Genomic DNA, 19277 nt, shown 5'->3' with positions numbered 1-19277 from the left:
GTAGAGGCACAAAAAGCCGTCAGTCTTGCTTAGGCTAGGCCAGAAGCAAAACTGACGGCTTTTTGTGTGTGCGATAGCTGAGCCCCGAGGAGCCGCCAATCATTTGCCTAGTATCCTGGGTTCTGAGTGAGGTTTGGGTTCACTGCTAATTGCTGATTCGGGATGGGGAAGATGAGATATTTGGGGTCGCTGCTCGTGGGGCCTTGCTCGATGGGACCCAGGAACGTGCCGAAGCGCACCATATCCTGGCGGCGCCACTGCTCCAGATACAGCTCGCGGCCGCGCTCGGCGTAGAGCGTGGGCAAATCCACGGCGGCCAGGGCGCCGGCACTACGAGAGGCATTGGTACGAATAGAGTTGACCAAGGCTAGCGGCGTGCTGCCGTAGGTGCCGGCCGTGGTGCCGGTGCCGCCGCGCAAAATGGCTTCGGCCTTCATCAGCAGCACGTCGGGCAGGCGGAAGTGCACCATGTCGTTGTCAATCGCGCCCGAGGCGTTGTTGGTGAAATCGGGCGGGTATTTCATAGGTCGGATGCCGGTTACCTCCAGGTTGGCGCCGAGTTCGATGATACTCACCGCCCGGGTGAAGGCTAGCGGCGCGCCGCTGCGGTCGGTAAGGGCCTTGTCCGTAATCAGGTTGTATTGCTGCCCAATGAGGAAGCCCACGTTTTGGCGCTTTCCGGGGTTAGCCGGCCCGTTGGTATAGGTATACACCGTGCCGCGGCGGATGTCGTTAGCTCCAAACGTGTCGTAGAAAGTCGGCAGGGCACACGGGCCGTTGTAGCCGCTGGGCACCATATTGTAGTGCGAGATGAAGCGCCATAAATCGTACTGCGCCCCGCTGCTCACCCCGCCGATATTCTGCTCGGTAAAGATGTTTTCCGTGCCGATGTTGGTGTTGTCGGGGGCGAAGTTGTCGAAGTAGTTGTTAGCAAACTTATAGCGGTTGCCGGTGATAATCTGGTCAGCCAGGGTAATCACCTGGTTCATATCGGCTGCCGCAAACGTGGGCGTCTGGCGGTTGGCATACACCCCTCGGTTGAGGTAGCATTTCATGAGCAGGCAGCGGGCCGCGTCCTTATTAGCCCGGTAGGCCGGCCCATCGGGCAGGTTGTTGATAACGGCCGTTACCTCACTAATGACATAGTCGAGCGCCTCCGAGCCTTTGCGCACGCGGGCCAGCACGCCCACCGTTTCGCCGGGCTCGCGGTAGGGCACTTGGTCGTAGAGGTCCAGCGTCCAGTAGGTAGCAAAAGCGCGGATGAAGCGTGCTTCGGCCTGCTGCTGGGCAGTGGCGTTAAACTTGGTTTGCAGCACGTCGTTGGCCGCGAATATTACCCCACCCAGATTGGCGAAGGCATCCCGAATTTCAGGGTGGTTGGCGTCCCAATTGTGCAGGTGCAGGGCGCGCCACTTGCCATTATCGTCCCAGTCGCCGGAGCGGGTGGGCATCAGGCGCTCGTCGGTGGTCACCTCCGTCATGGCAAAAATCTGGGTGGCCCCCTGAAACGGGCTCCGCATGGCCGTGTAGGCGCCTTCGAGCAGCGAGGCCGCATTGCCGGTGGCAATCTGGTCGGGGGTAAGCACGCCCTGAAACTCCTCGTTAATCTTGCAGCTATCGGCTAGCTGCAGCAGGGCCAGCATGGCCGCTGCACTGAGTATCTTTTTCATAATAATAATGCGCGATGGGTGAGTTACAGAGAGAAGTTGAGGCCGAACGTGAAGGTGCGAGCCGTGGGATAACCCGTGTAATCGATGCCGGCTGAGGGTACTACACCCGACGACTTATTTGTGTTCACCTCAGGATCGAAGCCCCGGTACTTCGTGATAACGAACAAGTTCTGGCCGATGGCGTAGATGCTAGCCCCTTTGAATACCTTGCCGATGTCGCCAAGGGCGTAGGAGAGCGTCACGTTGGAGAGCTTCACAAAATTGCCGCTTTCCAGGTAGCGCGTCGAGGGCGTTACGGCGTTGGCCACCGACTCTTTTACTCCCGATTGGTACTCGGCCAGCGAAATGTTGCGGCCCCCGCGAATCTGGCTCACGTTGAGCACACTGTTGAAGGTGTTATTGTAAATCTTGTTGCCGAATACCCCGTTGAAGTTGGCAGTCAGCGAGAGTTTAGCAAAGCGGATGGTAGTGCTTAAGCCCGCAATGGCCGTAGGGTTGGGGTTGCCCACGTAGCTGGCCGGAGTAAAATCATTATAGATGCCGGTAGTAGAGTTGAGGCCATTATAGGTGGGCAGGTAGAAGCCGTTGAGCGGCTGGCCGTTCTGAATGGTTTCGGCCAGTACCCCCGACAGACCCTGCCCGCTGAGCGTGCCGGTCTGAATGATGAGCGTAGCTGGCAAACCCGACACGTTGTTGTGCACAAAGGTGGCGTTGGCATTGAAGTTCAAGCCAAAGCGCTGGCCATCAACGGCCGTGACGCCGAGCAATAGTTCTACGCCCTTGTTCACGATGTTGCCCGGCAGGTTTTGCCACACCACGCTGCTGCCGCCGGGCGCCGCCGGAAAGCCGGGGATGTTGGGGTACAGCAGGTCGGTGGTGCGCTTGTAGAAGTAGTCGGCCGTCAGCGTCACGCGGTTGTTGAACATGGCTACGTCGATACCGGCGTTGTACTGCTCATCCGACTGCCACTTCAGGTCGGCGTTGGCGTTGGTGGTCCGGCTGATACCGCCATTGTTGGGCAGGAACACGAACTGGTCGCGAGCCGAGCCGGCCGGAAACTCTTGGTTGCCGGTGCGGCCGTAGCCCACGCGCAACTTCAACTGGTTGAGGGCTTCGTACTTCGACTTCAAGAACTCTTCCTGGCTAATATCCCAGGCCGCCGATACCGACGGGAAGTAGCCGTACTTGTTATTGTCGCCAAACTTGGTACTACCATCAGCCCGCAGCGTAGCCGTGAGTAGGTAGCGGTCCTTGTAGTTAAGAATGGCGCGACCGAAAAACGACTGCAGTTCCGTAACCGGGTCTACAAACGATGAGATGAGGCGGCCCGAGGGGTTCGAATACTGGAGGTAGTTGGTGTAGTCGAGCCCGTAGGTGCCGAAGCCCTTCGGCGTGCCATCCGAGTTAGCTGGTCCGCGGCCGCTCAGGTTAGTGCCCGAAAAGCCGAATTTAGTGTATTCGTAGCCCAGCAAGGCATTCACGTTGAGGTCCGGCGTGACTTTCTTGTTAAAATTCAGTGTGTGGGTCATTTGCTGCGTTTGCAGCTCGTTGGTACCGATGGCGGCGTAGCCAAACTGCTGATAATCAGAGATATTGAGGCGCTGGTCAATCGAAGTGCGCCGCATACCCGTGCTATAGTTGATAGCCACCAAGGCGCGGTACTCCAGCCAGTCGGTAAACTTGTAGTAGGGCGAAATTGAAGCCAAGGCCGTCGTTACGCGCGAGTTATCATCGTAGTACTGCTGCTGCGCCACCGGGTTGATGGTCGTGCTGCCCAGGCGCGACACCGGCAGGCCATTGGCGCTATACAGCGAGTCGGTGGGATTCCACTGCAAGGCCTGGCCGATGAGGCTGCCCCGGAAGTCGCCGTTGTTAGTGATGGGGGCTAGCTGCTCGCGCGTTTGGCTAGCCGTGATGTTCATATCCACGCCCAGCTTCTTGCTTTCCAGAAACTTTACGTTGGTTACGAAGTTGGCGCTATATTTCTTGAAGTCGGTTTTCTTAACAATACCCTTCTGGTCGAGGTAGCCTACCGAGAGGCGGTAGCGCGCATTCTCGTTGCCCCCGCTCACGGCCGCCGTATAGTTCTGCAGCGGCGCGGTTTGCAAAATGGCTCCTAGCGCATCATTGCTTAGGCCTTTATCATTGCTGGCCGGAGCCCCGTAGTAGGTAAGGGCCTGGCGGTACTGGTCCGCGTTCAGCACATCGATGCGGCGCATGATGTGCGAGAAGCCGCCCGATACCCCAATATCCAGTTTGGCTTCGCCTATCTTACCGCGCTTGGTAGTAATGAGTACGACGCCGTAAGCAGCTCGCGAGCCATAAATAGCCGTGGCCGAGGCATCCTTAAGTACCGTAAGCGACTCAATATCAGCTGGGTTCAAGAAGTTGAGTGGGTTGCTGTCCGGGCTGTCGCCGGCCGAAGTATTCAGGCCCGGGCGGGCCGAGCGGCCGTCGAGCGGCACGCCGTCCACCACGTACAGCGGCTGGCCGGTGCCTGTTACAGCCGAGTTGCCTCGGATGCGGATAGTGGAGGCCCCACCGGGCTGCCCGCTATTCTGAGTTATCTGCACACCCGAGGTCCGGCCCTGAATAAGCTGATCGGGCGAGGTAAAGGTGCCCTTGTTGAAATCTTTGGGACCCAGCGTGCTCACGGCTCCGGTCAGGTCGCTTTTCTGCACCGAGCCGTAGCCCACTACTACTACATCACCCAGGGCCTGGGCATCGTCTTTTAGCGCGATGGTCACCGTGGATTTACCTGTGATGTCCACCGTTTGCTTGGCGTAGCCCACGAACGACACCGTGAGCGAAGTAGCGGTGGCGGGTACTTGCAGCCGGAATGAGCCATCGGCCCCCGTGCTGGCCCCAATCTGGGTGCCCGTCACGAGTACCGTCACGCCGGGCAGGCCGGTGCCGGTGGCGTCCGTCACCTTGCCCGATACGTCGCGCGTGGTTTGCGCAAAGCTAGCGATGGGCAAGAAAAGGGTTAAGAGCAGCAACTTGCCGCTTAGGGCCGACCGGACCGCCGGCTGCTCGTAGGCTTGGTGCGTTGAGTAACAGGTGTTACGCATGAGTGAAAAGGAGGAAAAGTGGGAAATTCTAAAAACACTTAGCCGCCGCAGCAGCTATCGCAAACGATTTCGAAAAAAGTTACAGCAGCTACCTGCGCTAAGTGAGGACCTGGAAAAGAGTGAAAATTGCTGAAGGCCATAGGCCCTACCCCCCGCGCTACCGCAGGCTGAGCACCACCGCCTGCCAGGGCTGCAGCGCCAAAGCCGGGCCGGTAGGCACCGTAGGGTAGTTGTTGAGCAAAGGCTGGCTGCCGGGCTGTAAGCCAGGGGGTAGGGGCCAGCTCTGCGGAGCGGAAGAGAAGTTGAGCACCACCAGCGCTTTTGCGGCGCCTAGGGTGCGGGTGTAAGCGTAGATGTGTGGGTTGGCGGCGTCGAGTAGCTGGTACTGCCCGTATACTAACGCTTTATGCTGCTTGCGCACGGCTATGGCCCGGCGGAAGTGGTGGAGCACTGAAGCCGAATCTTTGGCTTCGGCGGCTTCGTTGACGGTTGGGTAGTTGGGGTTTACCTTCAGCCAGGGCGTGCCGGTGGTAAAGCCCGCATTCGCCGTGGCATCCCACTGGAATGGCGTGCGGCTATTGTCGCGCGAGAAGCGCTGCAAGGATTTGATATACTGCGGAATGCTACCCCCCTGGCTGCGCACGAGCTGGTAGCCGTTGCGGGCCGCCACATCGCGGTAGTCGGCGATGTTGTCAAACTTGCTATTGGTCATGCCCAGCTCGTCGCCGTTGTAGCAATAAGGCGTGCCGCGCATGGTCAGGATAAAGGTGTTGAGCAGTTTCGCCGACGCGGCCCGAAACGCCGGGCGGTCGTCGCCGAACTTGCTCACGATGCGCGGCTGGTCGTGGCTGCCTAAGTAAATCGACTGCCAGCCCTTGTGGGCAAAGGCGCTGTCCCATCGTGTAAACACGCGCTTCAGGGCCGTGAGTTGGTAAGTATCTGCGCCGCTGCCTACCCCCACCGCCTCGAAGTGGTAGGTCATATTCAGCTCCTTACGGGCGGGGTCTACAAAGAGCATGGCCTCGGCGGGGTTGCGGCCCGCGCCCTCGGCCACGGTCATCAAGTGGTACTTGCTCAGCACCTCGCGGTTCATCTCCTGGAGGTAGTCGTGCAGGTGCGGGCCGTGGTTGTAGGCGTTGGTGTAGTTGTGCTCGTTTAGCCCCGGCATGGGCGGGAAGGTGGGGTCTTTGGCCACAAACTGGAAGGCATCCATGCGGAAGCCGTCGATGCCTTTGTCGGCCCAAAACCGCATGAGGCTGTACACTTCCTGGCGCAGCTTGGGGTTGTTCCAGTTCAGGTCGGGCTGCTTCTTGGAGAAATAGTGCAGGTAGTAGCTCTTGGTAGCAGCGTCGTACTGCCAGGCATTTTTCTTGACATCGAAAGTGCTGTAGCGGGCCGGGGGCGTGCCCTTGTCGGCGGGCCACCAGTAGTAGTAATCGCGGTAGGGGCTAGTACGCGAGCTGCGGGCCGACTTAAACCAGGCGTGTTCGTCGCTGCTGTGGTTCACCACCAAGTCCATCACTAGCTTAATGCCGCGCTGGTGCAGGCCCTTGAGCAGCGCGTCGAAGTCGGCCATGGTGCCAAAATCCTTCATGATGGCGCGGTAGTCCGAAATGTCGTAGCCGTTGTCATCGTTGGGCGAGCCGTAGATGGGGTTCAGCCACACAGTGCCTACCCCCAGGCTTTGGAGGTAGTCGAGCCGCGAAATAATACCGCGTAAGTCGCCTACCCCATCGCCGTTGCTGTCCTGAAAACTGCGCGGATACAACTGGTACACTACCGTTTCCTTCCACCAGTCGGCCTGGCCGACGGTGGTGGGGGTAGGCGCAGCAGCTGTGGTAGCAGTTTCCGTCTTGGCAGGTTGGTTGCAGGCCGCAACCAAACCTGCCAACAGCAGAACAGCCCATGCGATACGGGGATAAATCATGAACGGAGCACCAAAAAACTTAAATTGAAAAATAGTGTAAGTAGTAGAAAATCAAGTAGATGAAGCTGCAAGTGCCAGCACCTGCGCCGCCGAAATAGCTGGTGTGGCGCCCTGGTAAGTAGCTACCAGCGAGCCCGCCGCGCAGGCAAAAGCCAGCATGTCGGCCGGGGCCTGTCCCGCCAGCCAGCCCTTGAGCAGGGCCGCCAGAAAAGCGTCGCCGCTCCCGATGGTATCCTGCACGGCCACCGCAATACCGGGGCTGCGGTACAGCTGCTGGCCGGCCCAGAGCACGGCGCCATCGGCACCCTTCGTCACGCACACGGCTTGCAGCTGGAAGCGGTCGGCTAGCCAGTGCAAGGCCGTTTCTTCGTCGGGGCTGGCGCCAAACCAACCCATTATCTCGGCCAGCTCGTGGTGGTTGAGCTTCACCAGGTTAGCTTGCCGCAGCAGGTAAGTGACCACGCTGCGCGAGTAGTGCGGGGCGCGCAGGTTCACGTCGAATACCTTGAAGGGAGCCCATTGCAGCAGCCGGTACAGGGTTTCGCGGGTGGTACTGCTGCGGGCAGCCAGGCTGCCGAATACAAAAGCATCGGCCGTTTCAACTAGTGGCCCCAGTGGCGCTTCGTACTGAATGTAGTCCCAAGCCACGGGCTGTACTATCTTGTAAACCACCTCGTTGCTATCGCCCACGTTGGCTTTTACTACCCCCGTCAGGTGGGTTTCGCCGCGCTGCACGTAGCAAGTGCTCAGGCCTTTGGCTTCGGCAAAATCCAGTAACTCGGTGCCCAGGTCGTCGTGGCCCACGCGGCTGATAAGCTGGGCAGTCAGCCCAAAATGGTGCAGGTGCATAGCCACATTAAGTGGAGCACCGCCCGCTTGCCGGCCGGTGGGCAGTACGTCCCAGAGCATTTCTCCAAAACAGACGACGGACATGGGAGTGGGTGGGAAAGGGAGGGGTAGGGAGAGATAGGAAGGCGGGCGGCGCCTACGCAACAACTTGATGGCTAATGCATAACTAAGGTTTTGGCGACGCCTTCGAGGCTGGTGCCCTTGGTTTCGGGCATGAAGCGCAGCACGAACAGGAGCTGGAGCACCATCATGCCGCAGAAGAAAGCGAAGGTGTTGCCCCCGCCCAGCCGCTCGGCGAAGTAGGGGAAAGTGAAGGCAATGACCGTGGCCATTACCCAGTGCGTGCTCGAACCCAGCGCCTGGCCCTTGGCCCGCACGGCATTGGGAAAAATTTCGGAGATAAAAACCCAGATAACGGCGCCCTGCGAGAAGGCAAAAAAGGCGATGTAGGCGAACAGCAGCCCCGGCACCAATAAGCCGTTAAATATCTGAAAATTAGAGGTATAGAAAGCGGCCGCCACTAGCCCCAGCGTGGCAATAAGGCCCACCGAACCAATGCGCATGAGCGTGCGCCGCCCAAACCGGTCGATGAGGTTGACGCCCAGCAGCGTGAACACGAAGTTGACCAGCCCAATACCCGCCGACGATAGCAGCGCCGCGCCCTGGCCCAGCCCCGTCATCTCAAAAATGCGCGGAGCGTAATAGATAATGGCGTTGATACCAGATACTTGGTTGAAAAAAGCGAAGGCCATGGCCAGCAGCACCGGCGTGCGGTATTGCGCCGCCCAGAGCGACTCGCTTTGCTGGCCGGCTAGCTCCTGCGCCGTGAGAATAGCCGTCGTATCGGCCTCAACCGTGGCGGGGCTGATGAGGCGCAGCACGTCCTTACCCTCCGCTAGGCGGCCGTGCAGCAACAGCCAGCGCGGGCTTTCGGGCACCCAAAACAGGAACACTAAGAAGGCTAGCGCCGGCACGGCCTGCACGCCCAGCATTAGGCGCCACGAGTGCTCGCCCACGTTGGCCAGCAAGTAGTTAGAGAGGTAGGCGGCCAGAATGCCGAATACGATGTTGAACTGAAACAAACCTACGAGCTTGCCCCGCGAGTCGGCCGGCGAAATCTCCGAGATGTAGAGCGGGGCCGTAACCGACGACGCCCCTACCCCCAGCCCGCCCAGGAAGCGAAATAGTAGAAACGATACCCAGGCCGGGGCTAGCGCCGCGCCCAGCGCCGATACTAAGTAGAGCACCGCAATCCAGCGCAGCGTTTGGCGCCGGCCCAGCTGGTCGGAGGGGAGGCCGCCGAACATTGCCCCGAGCACCGTGCCGATGAGGGCAATCGAAATCGTGAAGCCGTGCTCCACCGCGCTCAGGTGCCAAAGCTGCTGAATGGCTTTTTCGGCCCCCGAAATAACGGCCGTATCGAAGCCGAACAGGAAGCCGCCGAGCGCCGTGACAATAGACCAAAAAAGAACTTTGCGCTGCATGAGCCAGACCAAAACGTTTGCTCAAAAGTCTGGTCTTGACTGCTTTTGCCCGTGCTCGATTATGCCAAATCCATTAAAAATTAGGGCAAAACTTACTTATTGAATAACGTATTGATTTCAAGTGCTTAGCTATAATGTAAGGCTGCGGTTACGGAAAAGGCGTTTTCACTTTTGATGCACGACTTTTGAAAATAGGTCAGGTGCGCAGGGGGGTGTGCACAGCTTTGAACTCGGAGGGCGACACCTGGTACTTGCCTTTGAAGGCAGTGGAGAAGTAAGAGGGGGAGGAGAAGCCCGTTTGGTAGGCCACGTCGGCCACGGTGCTGCCTTCTTGCAGCAGCAATTGCCGAGCTTTGGTGAGGCGCACGCTCTGGATATATTCCGTGACGCCGGTGCCGAGCAGGGCTTTCACCTTGCGGTAGAGCTGCGTGCGCGACACGCCCAGGCTGTGGGCAATGTCGTCCACGTTCAGGCTGGGCTGGTCGAGCCTACCCTCGATAATGGCGGCGAGGTCGGCCAAAAACTTTTGGTCCACGCGCAGCGGGGCCACGGTGGGCGTGGCGCCCGACAGCTGCCGGCGGAAGTGCTCGCGCTGTTGGTCGCGGTTGCGCAGCAGCGTGCGCAGGCTTTCAAGCAAAAAGGTGGGGTTGAAGGGCTTGGTAAGGTAGAGGTCGGCGCCGGCCTGCACGCCGGCCACCTGCTGCTCGGGGGCATTTTGGGCCGTGAGCAGCACCAGCGGAATGTGCGAGGTGCGCCAGTCGCCCTTCAAGATGGTGGCCACCTCAAGGCCGCTCAACTCGGGCAAGTTCACATCGCACACGATTACGTCGGGGATGGTGTCGCTGGCCAGGCGCAGGCCAGCCGAGCCGTCGGCGGCGGTACTTACCTGGAAGTACGCTTGTAGCTTCTGCACCAAAAAGTTGCGTACTTCCTCGTTGTCTTCAATAACGAGGGCCGTGGCGTCGGTGCGGGAGAGTGCCGCGTCGGGGGTAGGGTCGGCTAGCTCATCGTCGGGCAAGATGGCCGCGCTGGGCAGGCGGGCCGGGCCAGGCGCCACGTCGAGGAAGGCGGCGGGTTTTTCGAGGGGTAGGCGCACTTCGAAGGTGCTGCCGTGGCCCAGCCGGCTCCGAAACGAGAGCGTGCCCTGGTGCAGCCGCGTGAGGCCTTCGGCCAGCGCCAGGCCCAGGCCCGAGCTGTTGGCCGAGGGCTGGCTGCCCTGGTAAAACCACTCCAAGATGTGGGCCTGGTCGGCATCGGCAATGCCGCGGCCGTCGTCTTCTACGCTGATACGCACCGTTTTAGCATCGGCCTCGGGCTGGATACACACCGTAATGTGCCCGCCATCGGGCGTGTACTTGAAGGCGTTAGACAAGAGGTTGAAAAAGACCTTATCCAGAATGTCGCCATCAAACCACAGGAAAATAACCGGCTCGGCGGGCAAGAACCGGAACGTGATGCCGCGCCGCCGGGCCGTTTTCTCAAACACGTCCATGATTTCGCGCACAAAGCCCACCAAGTCGCCCTCGGTGGCGCGCACGGCCATCTTGCCCACGTCGATTTTGCGGAAGTCCAGCAGCTGGTTCACCAACTGGAGCAGCCGTTGCGTGTTGCGGCGCACCAGCCCCAAGTCTTGGCGCTGCGCGGTCGATAAGTTGGCGGGGCTCGTCAGCAAGTCCTCGATGGGCCCCAGAATAAGGGTAAGCGGCGTGCGCAGCTCGTGCGAGAAGTTGGTGAAAAAGCGCAGCTTAGCCTCCGAGGAACGCCGTACTTCCTCGGCCGCCTGGCGGGCTTGCTCAGCCAACTGCGAAATCTGGTTGCGCTGAGCGCTGATTTCGGCATTTTGCCCCTCCAGCACGCGCCGAATACGCTGGTTGAGGCGCGACGAGCGCCACGCCAGCGCCCCGAGTAGCACGGCGCCCAGCAGGCTAGCCAGCAGCAAATACACCAGCATTTTTTGGCTGGCGTAGCGGCGCTGCTGCATTACCCAGCGCTGCTGCTGCCGCCGAATATCCTGCTGCTGAGCCGCGAGCCGCTCGGTTTGGCTGCGCACGGCACCCACATTGGCCGAGTCTACTACCATCGTTACCAAGATGTTGTCTTTGGCATATGGCTCGTGGCGCAGAATGCGCAGCGCCGTGCGAATGGCTTCCTCGCCGCCGGGCGAGTACAGCAGCGTGGCCGTAAGGGCGCCGTCTTCTACCAGTTGCAAGCCGTTGCCGGGCCCCGGCAGCCCATCGACCCCAATAATGCGGATGCGCCCGGCCAGGCCCAGTTGCTGCACTACCTGGTGGGCCGCCTGGCCCATGGGGTCGTTGTGGGCAAAAATCAAGTCCGTTTCGGGGTGCTGGCGCAGCACGGCCGGCAACTGCGCCAGCACCGAGGCCGGCCGCCAGTCGCCGGTAAGCTGGCCGGCCAGCGCCAGGCCGGGGTAGGCGGCCAGCGCCTGCGTAAAGCCCTGGTGGCGGTCGATGGCCGGCGACGACCCCGGCCGCCCCAGTATCTCGAGTACGTGCCCGTGGCCGCGTAGCAGCTGCGCGGCGTAGCGGCCGGCCGTGCGGCCCACCTCCAAGTTGTTGCCGCCCACGTAGGCTGTGTACAGCCGCGAGCTGGTGCGGCGGTCCAGGATAATAACGGGAATGCCTTGGTTATAAGCGCTTTCGGCTAGTGTAGTGAGGGGCCCCGATTGGTTGGGCGAGATGATGAGCAAATCGACCCGCTGCCGGATAAACTCCTGCACGTGGCGCTGTTGCAGGTCGGTGTCGCTGTGCGCATCCAGCATCTGGAACTGCACATTGGGGTGTAAGCTCAGCTCCTTTTCCATGCCGGCCAGCATGGCCCGGCGCCAGGCATCGCCGGTGGTGCATTGCGAAAAGCCGATGCGGTATACCGGCTCCTGCGGTTCGGGGGCGCAGCCGGCCAGCCCGGCCAGCAAAGCAAGGGCCAACAACCGACACCACAGCTTGGAAAGCAGTAACGTGTTCAACGGGTGGGAACTAGAGAGTGTATAGCACTTGGCCAAGCCGCCACAATTGCCCAAATAGGGCTGCTGGGCCACTTAAGCCAAGAATAGTCAATCAGAGGAGGGCTGATTTTACCGTAAGGTAGATAGAAATGGATTAATCGGTTGCAACAGTGGCTACTAAGGCCTACTCCATCACCGGGTGGTGCCCCTTGGCCCCGGCCGCCCAGCGGGGGGTAGGAGCCCGGTAAATAGGTGTGGCTAACCCCATTGCCTACCAAGGCTAGCTGCTTATTTTTGAGGCGCTGCCTACGTGGGCGGCTCCACCGGCGCTGCCGGGCGAGCGTTTGCTTGCCGGGCGTCGCTTTTCGCCCTCTTCCATGTTCCCACCCACCCCGTTTCGCTGGCTGGCTTGCTGTGCCTGGCTACTACTCTTGGGCGCCCGCCCGCTCGTGGCTCAGCCCACCCCCGACCCCTGGCGCCTTGCCGCCGGCAAGATTGACCCCAGCAACTACTACGGCGTGACGGTGGCCAATGGTATGCTGGGCATTGTGTCGTCGCCTACCCCCTTCCAAGTGAAGACCGTGGTGCTGGCCGGCGCCTACGACCAGTACGGGCGGGGTAGGGTGAGCAATTTCTTGAACAGCTTCAACCTACTTAATATGTACCTGGAGGTGGACGGCCACCGCCTCAACGCGCAGGATGCGAGCAACTTCCGCCAGCAGCTCGATATGCAGCGGGCGAGCCTAACGACCACCTTTGACTACCAGGACAAAGCTACCATCAGCTACACCTACTACGCGCTGCGCCACTTGCCCTTCACGGTGCTGCTCGATGTGAGCATCGTGGCCAAGAAGGACGTGGCCCTGACGGCCGCCAGCGTCATGGATGCCCCCGACGCCCTGCGCGACGTGCAGAACTACTACAACGAAATCGACCGGCCGCACGCTACCCTCAGCTTGCTCACGTCGTCGGCCAAGAGCCCGACGGGCAAGCTCACGCTGTGCGCCAGCAACAGCTTCTTGTTTAGCGAGCCGCACGGGCAGGAGCCGCGCGTTATTCACGAGATGTGGGACAATAACATGCACCTCATGAAATTCAGCCGCGCCCTGAAGGCCGGCCAAACCTACGCCTACGCCGTGGCGGGCTCCAGCATCACGTCGGCCCACCACCCCGACCCGCTCAACGAGGCCGAGCGCCTCACCATTTTTGCTCGCCTCGAAGGCCGCCAGCGCCTGCTCGATTTTCACCAGAAAGCCTGGCAGGACTTGTGGCGCAGCGACATCCAAATAACCGGCGACGCCCAGGCCCAGCAGGATGTGCACAGTATGCTGTACCACCTCTACAGCTTTTCGCGGGCGGGCACCGATTATTCGCCTTCGCCGATGGGCCTCTCGGGCCTCGGCTACAACGGCCACGTGTTCTGGGATAGCGACTTGTGGATGTACCCAGCTCTGCTAGTATTGCACCCCGACATTGCCAAGTCGCTGGTCGAATACCGCTTCAATCGCCTCGATTTGGCGAAGCGCAACGCCTTTGCCCACGGCTACAAGGGCGCCATGTTTCCGTGGGAAAGCGCCGACACCGGCGTGGAGGAAACGCCCGTGTGGGCGCTGAGCGGGCCATTTGAGCACCATATTTCGGCCTGCGTGGGCCTGGCCGCCTGGCAGTACTACTGCGTAACGCAGGATAAGGATTGGCTGCGCGAAAAGGGCTACCCCATCCTCGCCGCCACGGCCGACTTTTGGGCCAGCCGCGTCGAGCGCAACGGCCCCGGCCACTACGACATCAAGAACGTGGTGGCCTCCGACGAGTGGGCCGAAAACGTGGACAACGACGCCTTCACCAACGCCGCCGCCCAGGCCAACCTGCGCGCCGCCGCCGCCGCCGCCAAGCTGCTCGGCCGGCCCGCCAACGCCGACTGGCAACTCGTGGCCCAGAACATTCCAATTCTTAAAATGGCCAACGGCGTAACCCAGGAGCACGCTACTTACCACGGCGAGGGCATCAAGCAGGGCGACGTGAACCTGCTGGCCTACCCCCTGGGCACCATCACCGACCCCGCCCAAATCAAGAAAGACCTGGCCTACTACGAAACGCGCGTGCCCAACGAAGGCACCCCGGCCATGACGCAGGCCATCTTCGCGCTGCTCTACGCCCGGCTTGGCGACGGCGCCAAGGCCCAGCATTTCTTCCAAGATGCCTACACGCCCAACCTGCTACCCCCCTTCCGCGTCATCGCCGAAACCAAGGGCGGCACCAACCCCTACTTTGCCACCGGCGCGGGCGGCGTGCTGCAAGCCGTGCTCATGGGCTTTGGCGGGCTCGACATCACGCCCACTGGCATAGCTCAGCGCAAGACTACGCTGCCCAGCGGCTGGCAGTCGGTGAAAATAACGGGGGTAGGCACCCAGCGCAAAACCTACTCGGTGGGCCGCTGAGCGCCTGCCTTATATCTTGAAAGCATGTTTAGGGTTTGCTAAAACACCTTCAGGCCGTCATGCTAAGCTCGCCGGAGCAGCTCTGCCGCCTCATTCAACGAAGTGGTAGAGTTGCTTCGGCGAGCTCAGCATGACGGCCTTTTTATTTCTAAACGCGCTCTTAAAAACAGCCGTTGGCGGTGGGCCTAGCCGATGGGGGGTAGGCGCGTTTCTAGCTGCGAGCGCAGGCGCTCGTGCTGAGTGGGCAGCATGAGGTGGGTGCCTAGTTCGGCCAGCGGCTCATCCACCGTAAAGCCGGGGTTTTCGGTGGCGATTTCAAATAGCACGCCGCCGGGCTCGCGGAAATATACCGAGTGGAAGTAGTCCCGGTCAATCTGGGGGGTAGGCTGCAAACCTCTTTCCAGCAGCTTCTTGCGAAAATACAGCTCGGCCTCGTCATCCTTCACCCGGAAGGCGATGTGGTGCACCGAGCCACCCGCCGTGATGCTGCGCGCCTCGCCAGGCGCCTCCACCAGGTCGATGTAAGCCGCGCCCTGCACCGTATCGGTCACGTAGCGGGCGCGGTTATCGTGCTGCTCCAGCAGCGTGTAGCCAAATACATCGGTCAGGATTTCGGCCGTGGGCTTGCTGCTGGCCAGCGTGAGCGTGACGGTGTGGAAGCCCTTGGTGGCTACCTCGGCGCGCACTTCGGGGGTAGCCCAGGGCGTACGCTCATCGGGTGTTTTCGATTCGATAAGCTCGAATTTCAGGCCATCGGGGTCGAAAAAAGTGAGGTAAGGTTCGCCAAATTTCTCGCTCGGCTTAAGGTAAGAAATGTCATTATCCTCGAAGCGTTTCATCCAAAAATCGAAGCTGCCAGCCGGCACCGAGTAGCCGATTTCGGTGGCTTGGCCCGTGCCGCGCCGGCCGGCCGTGATGTGCTCCCAAGGAAAAAACGTGAGGATGGTACCCGCCGACCCCGTCTCGTCGCCAAAATAGAAGTGGTAGGTGCCAGGGTCGTCAAAATTGACCGTCTTCTTCACAAAACGCAGGCCCAGCACCCGCGCGTAAAAATCGTAGTTGCGTTGCGCATTGCCCGCAATGGCGGTGATGTGGTGCAGGCCCAGTATGCGAGGTGCCATAAGAAAAGTTGTTGAAAATGAAATAGGTAGTGGGCGAAGCACTGGCTAGCGCAGCGCATACGCCGGGGTAGGGTGGTGAGGGGTGCCTCCCACCAGCTGCCGGCGGTAGGCAGTGGGGGTAAGGCGGTAGCGCTTCTTAAAGAGCTTGTTGAGGTGGCATACATCCACAAAGCCCAGCTCATCAGCAATTTGGGAGATGGGCAGCGTGCTTAGCTCCAGCCGGCTTTCGGCCAGCCACAGCCGGTAGCGCACAATGTATTGGCGCAGCGACTCGCCCGTTTCCTGCCGAAACAGCTCGCTTAAGTGGCTGGGCGAATAGGCAAAGGCACTGGCCAACTCTTCAACGCGCAGGCGGTCCGGCTCGGCAATGTGGTGGCGGATGTAGGCCAGTAGGCGCTGCACCACGCTCGCTGCGTAGGATGGAGCGCCGCGCCGCACGGGCAGCGGGGGCGCCAGCTGCCGGCCCACAAAGCTCAGCACGGCCCCCATCAGCGAACTGGCTAGCGCGGCGTGGCCGGCCGGCCGGTGGCCGTATTCGGTGAATAAAATGGTGAGCAGCGCGCTCAGCTGGGGCTCGGCCGCACCCTGGGCAAAGTAGCCCGCTGGGCCCAGCGCAGTGTGCTGCCCTACATCGCGCAGCTGCTGCCAGGCCGCCGCGTGGGGCCCGGTGGCCGTGAGGCTGGCCAGGTACGCCTCGGTAAAACGCAGCTGGCCAAACCGCGTGGGTTGGTCGATGGCGAAGTGGTAGCAGTCGGCGGGGCCAAGCAGCAGCAGGGTACCGGGCTGGTAAGGAAGATTATGGCCGTGAGGTAGATACGTGCCACTGCCCCGGCGGATGAGTACCAGCGCGAAGTGGTCACGCAGGGGTTGCGGAGCGTTCCAGGTAGCGGCGTCAATTTCTTCCACTACCAAGGCCTCATGTTGGGTTAAACACGTCATGGGAAGGACTGGAATAAGGGCTAGAAAAACAGGTATATCCCCCTTTTTGCCAAACCAATGCCAAGGGGCTTATGACGGCTTTTGCTTTGATAGGCTGGTAGGTATTTGCTTGTTTCATAAATAGTTGTACATTTAGGGTGGGTGCCCTGCTGCTTCGGCAGTGGCCCCATTAAAATGGAGTCTCCAATATGTTGGAGGTACTTTTGGAGTTCATTTGGGCGAGTGCTGACCTGCAAGATCAGGCAAGCAGCGACTTCTCATTTCTTAGCTAAGCTGCTGCATGACGCCCCATTCTGCCGAACTCGCTCCTGCGGCTACCGCCCTCATTGTGGAGGATGAGTTCTTAATTGCGAACGACTTGCGTCGAATTCTGGTCAAGGCTGGCTACGCGGTGCTGGGCCTGGCAGAGTCGGGGGCCGAGGCGCGGGCGCTAGTGGCGCAGCAGGAGCCGACTATTGTGCTGCTCGACATTTTTTTGAAAGGAGAGGAAACGGGCATTGACCTGGCGCACTGGCTGGGCGAGCGGCATATTCCGTTTATTTTCTTGTCGGCCAACCTGACGGACAGCGTATTAGATGCCGCCAAGGTCACCCAGCCGTTTGGTTTTCTCACCAAGCCCTTCCGCGAAAAGGATGTGCTAACGACCCTCGAAATAGCCCGCTACCGCCACGCCCACGGCGAAGAAACCAAGCTGCGCCAACAACGCGACATTCAAATGGCCGTCAACAATGCTGTTGTGACGGTGCACGACCGCGACGCGCTGTGCTTGGCCATTGCAGTGCAAGTCGATAAGCTAGTACCGTTTACGCTGCTCAACCTGCGTATTGGCTTGCCCGAGGAGCAGTCGTTTTACTGGGTGATGCTGCGCAAAACGGCGCTCGGCAACTTCGAGCGGGTGCACCTGCCCGGGCTGCTGGGCCGCGACACGCCCGCCGAGCTACTGGCCCGCCTGAAGCAGGAGGCGCCCGACCAGTTGGGCGAACGGCCGGGCCTGTTTGCGGGCGCGGCCTTCGACGAGTTGTGCCGGTACTACCCCACGGCGCAGGCCAGCCGCACCGCGTTTGGGGTGCGGGCAATGGCCGTGTTTCCGGTGCTGCTGAAGCAGCGCTCGTTCACCAGTATGCAACTGGCTAGCACGAAGGCAGAAGGTTTTACCGAGGCTGATTACGAAGCGATTAAGCTCATTATTCCGCAAATTGCCCTGGCCCTCGACAACCTGCTGGCCTGCGAGGAAATTGACGCCCGCCGCCGCCTCAAAACCGCCGAGCTGTCGATAGTCGGGGCTTTCCGCAATGGGCGCGACCTGACCGAAATTACCCCCGTGGTGGCGGCCGCCATTCATAAACTGCTGCCCCTCGACCTGTTGGCTTTTCACCAAGTAGGGCGGGTGCTGGGCACCACGCACGGCGAAAACAGCGTGTACCGGCAAAAGGGCACCTTCTTGCCGCTGCCCGCCGAACAGGTCGTGGACCTGACCGATGCCCAGACGCGCCAGCAATGGCAGCAGGCCCTGGTCGAGCTGGAAGACTTGCTGCAACAGCCCACCCTGAACGTGGGCGAGGCCGGCCGCGCGGCACGCGCGCGCAACCTTGTGGCCCAGCGCTATGGCGAATGGCTGGGCGGCCTGCAATCGTCGATGTACGTGCCCATTATCATCCAGAACCGCCCCTTGGCAGCGATGGTAGTAGCCAGCAAGGCGGCGTATGCCTACACCGAGAAAGACCTGCGCCTGTTGCAAGAGCTGAGCCGGCCGCTGAGCCTGGCGCTGGAAAACTTGCTGGCCTACGAGCGCATCAAAACTCTGAGCGAGCAGCTGGAGCTAGAGAAAACCTACCTCACCGAGGAAATCAGAACCAGCCACAACTTCGAGGAAATTATCGGGGTGGGCCCCGCTATGCAGGCGCTTTTCAAGAATATTGCCCTCGTGGCTCCCACCGATTATACGGTGCTGATAACCGGCGAAACCGGCACCGGCAAAGAACTGGTAGCGCGGGCGTTGCATAACCTGTCGAAGCGTGCGCGCCGCACCATGATAAAAGTAAACTGTGCCGCCCTACCCCCCCAGCTTATCGAGAGCGAGCTGTTTGGCCACGAAAAAGGCAGCTTCACCGGAGCCACCGATAAGCGCCTCGGCAAATTTGAATTGGCCCAAGGCAGCACCATTTTCCTGGATGAAATCGGCGAGCTGCCCCTCGAGCTACAAGCCAAGCTGCTGCGCGTGCTCCAGGAAAAGGAAATCGAGCGCATCGGCGGCAAAGGGCCCCTGGTGGTCGATGTGCGCATCGTTGCGGCCACCAACCGCGACTTGCAGCAGGAGGTGGCCGCCGGGCGCTTCCGCTCCGACTTGTACTATCGGCTCAACGTGTTCCCATTGGTGGTGCCGCCGCTGCGCGAGCGGCCAGAAGACATTTTGCCCCTGGCCACGCACTTTTTGCCCCGCATCGGCAAGAAGCTCGGCAAGCCGCTTACTGGCATCGCCACCGCCTCGGTGCAGCAGCTGCAGCGCTACGCTTGGCCCGGCAATATCCGCGAGCTGGAACACGTGCTTGAGCGAGCCGCCATCCTGTCGTACTCGCCCACCCTGGCCCTGGCCGAAAACCTGGTGCCCGCCGCGCCCCCCTCCGAGCCAGGAGAGGGGGTAGGGGCCTCGGTTCGCCCCTTGCAAGAGTCGATGCGCGCCGCCATACTAGCTGCTCTGGCGCAGGCAAGCAACCGCGTACGCGGCACTGGCGGGGCCGCCGAACTGCTTAACATTAAGCCTACTACGCTGGAAGCTCGCATGAAGAAGTTGGGTATCAGCGTGCCGCGGTAGGCGG

10 protein-coding genes are annotated in these 19277 nt (G+C 60.8%); 2 read left to right on the top strand and 8 right to left on the bottom strand.

Translation table 11 applies throughout. The features are described from left to right. Window positions 1-107: 107 nt before the first annotated feature. From GO988_RS06810 to GO988_RS06785, 6 genes are all read right to left on the bottom strand, one after another. The gene (locus GO988_RS06810) at window positions 108-1670 is read right to left on the bottom strand and encodes a RagB/SusD family nutrient uptake outer membrane protein (protein WP_157563455.1); all 1563 of its coding nucleotides are present in this window, start codon (window positions 1668-1670) and stop codon (window positions 108-110) included. Between the two features lie 23 nt (window positions 1671-1693). Further along, window positions 1694-4741 (bottom strand): SusC/RagA family TonB-linked outer membrane protein, encoded by a 3048-nt coding sequence (locus GO988_RS06805; RefSeq protein WP_157563452.1) that lies wholly within the window; start codon window positions 4739-4741, stop codon window positions 1694-1696. Between the two features lie 157 nt (window positions 4742-4898). Further along, on the bottom strand, window positions 4899-6668 hold the full coding sequence (locus GO988_RS06800; RefSeq protein ID WP_157563449.1) for a glycoside hydrolase family 13 protein: 1770 nt from the start codon (window positions 6666-6668) through the stop codon (window positions 4899-4901). A gap of 51 nt (window positions 6669-6719) precedes the next feature. Beyond that, entirely contained in the window at window positions 6720-7601 is an 882-nt protein-coding gene (locus GO988_RS06795) for a carbohydrate kinase family protein (RefSeq protein ID WP_232341433.1), read from the bottom strand. Window positions 7602-7672: 71 nt separating this feature from the next. Beyond that, a complete protein-coding gene (locus GO988_RS06790; RefSeq protein ID WP_157563446.1) occupies window positions 7673-9001 on the bottom strand; it encodes a sugar porter family MFS transporter in 1329 nt (442 codons plus the stop codon). 196 nt (window positions 9002-9197) lie between these two features. Continuing rightward, the gene (locus tag GO988_RS06785; RefSeq protein ID WP_157563443.1) at window positions 9198-11984 is read right to left on the bottom strand and encodes a substrate-binding domain-containing protein; all 2787 of its coding nucleotides are present in this window, start codon (window positions 11982-11984) and stop codon (window positions 9198-9200) included. A gap of 356 nt (window positions 11985-12340) precedes the next feature. On the opposite strand from GO988_RS06785, the gene GO988_RS06780 reads away from it, so the two are divergent. Beyond that, complete coding sequence (locus tag GO988_RS06780) at window positions 12341-14401, top strand: glycoside hydrolase family 65 protein (protein WP_157563440.1); 2061 nt, start codon at window positions 12341-12343, stop codon at window positions 14399-14401. A gap of 185 nt (window positions 14402-14586) precedes the next feature. On the opposite strand, the gene GO988_RS06775 is transcribed toward GO988_RS06780, so the two are convergent. Next, window positions 14587-15522: a ring-cleaving dioxygenase gene (locus GO988_RS06775; RefSeq protein ID WP_157563437.1), complete on the bottom strand. Its 936-nt coding sequence runs from the start codon at window positions 15520-15522 to the stop codon at window positions 14587-14589. Between the two features lie 45 nt (window positions 15523-15567). Further along, a complete protein-coding gene (locus GO988_RS06770; RefSeq protein ID WP_157563434.1) occupies window positions 15568-16461 on the bottom strand; it encodes an AraC family transcriptional regulator in 894 nt (297 codons plus the stop codon). Between the two features lie 280 nt (window positions 16462-16741). Between GO988_RS06770 and GO988_RS06765 the strand changes: the two genes are divergently transcribed. Beyond that, window positions 16742-19273, top strand: coding sequence for a sigma 54-interacting transcriptional regulator (locus GO988_RS06765; RefSeq protein ID WP_157563431.1), 2532 nt, complete (start codon window positions 16742-16744; stop codon window positions 19271-19273). Window positions 19274-19277: the final 4 nt, after the last annotated feature.

The organism is Hymenobacter ginkgonis (genome assembly GCF_009755225.1).
GTDB classification, from domain to species: domain Bacteria; phylum Bacteroidota; class Bacteroidia; order Cytophagales; family Hymenobacteraceae; genus Hymenobacter; species Hymenobacter ginkgonis.
The sequence above is the reverse complement of the archived record's forward strand: the minus strand, read 5'-3'. Positions and strand labels throughout refer to the sequence as shown.

What these genes read in the sequence shown, in the direction of transcription:
- GO988_RS06810 (WP_157563455.1), bottom strand. Translation starts at nt 1,670, where the DNA reads ATGAAAAAGATACTCAGTGCAGCGGCCATGCTGGCCCTGCTGCAGCTA.
- GO988_RS06805 (WP_157563452.1), bottom strand. Translation starts at nt 4,741, where the DNA reads ATGCGTAACACCTGTTACTCAACGCACCAAGCCTACGAGCAGCCGGCG.
- GO988_RS06800 (WP_157563449.1), bottom strand. Translation starts at nt 6,668, where the DNA reads ATGATTTATCCCCGTATCGCATGGGCTGTTCTGCTGTTGGCAGGTTTG.
- GO988_RS06795 (WP_232341433.1), bottom strand. Translation starts at nt 7,601, where the DNA reads ATGTCCGTCGTCTGTTTTGGAGAAATGCTCTGGGACGTACTGCCCACC.
- GO988_RS06790 (WP_157563446.1), bottom strand. Translation starts at nt 9,001, where the DNA reads ATGCAGCGCAAAGTTCTTTTTTGGTCTATTGTCACGGCGCTCGGCGGC.
- GO988_RS06780 (WP_157563440.1), top strand. Translation starts at nt 12,341, where the DNA reads ATGTTCCCACCCACCCCGTTTCGCTGGCTGGCTTGCTGTGCCTGGCTA.
- GO988_RS06775 (WP_157563437.1), bottom strand. Translation starts at nt 15,522, where the DNA reads ATGGCACCTCGCATACTGGGCCTGCACCACATCACCGCCATTGCGGGC.
- GO988_RS06770 (WP_157563434.1), bottom strand. Translation starts at nt 16,461, where the DNA reads ATGACGTGTTTAACCCAACATGAGGCCTTGGTAGTGGAAGAAATTGAC.
- GO988_RS06765 (WP_157563431.1), top strand. Translation starts at nt 16,742, where the DNA reads ATGACGCCCCATTCTGCCGAACTCGCTCCTGCGGCTACCGCCCTCATT.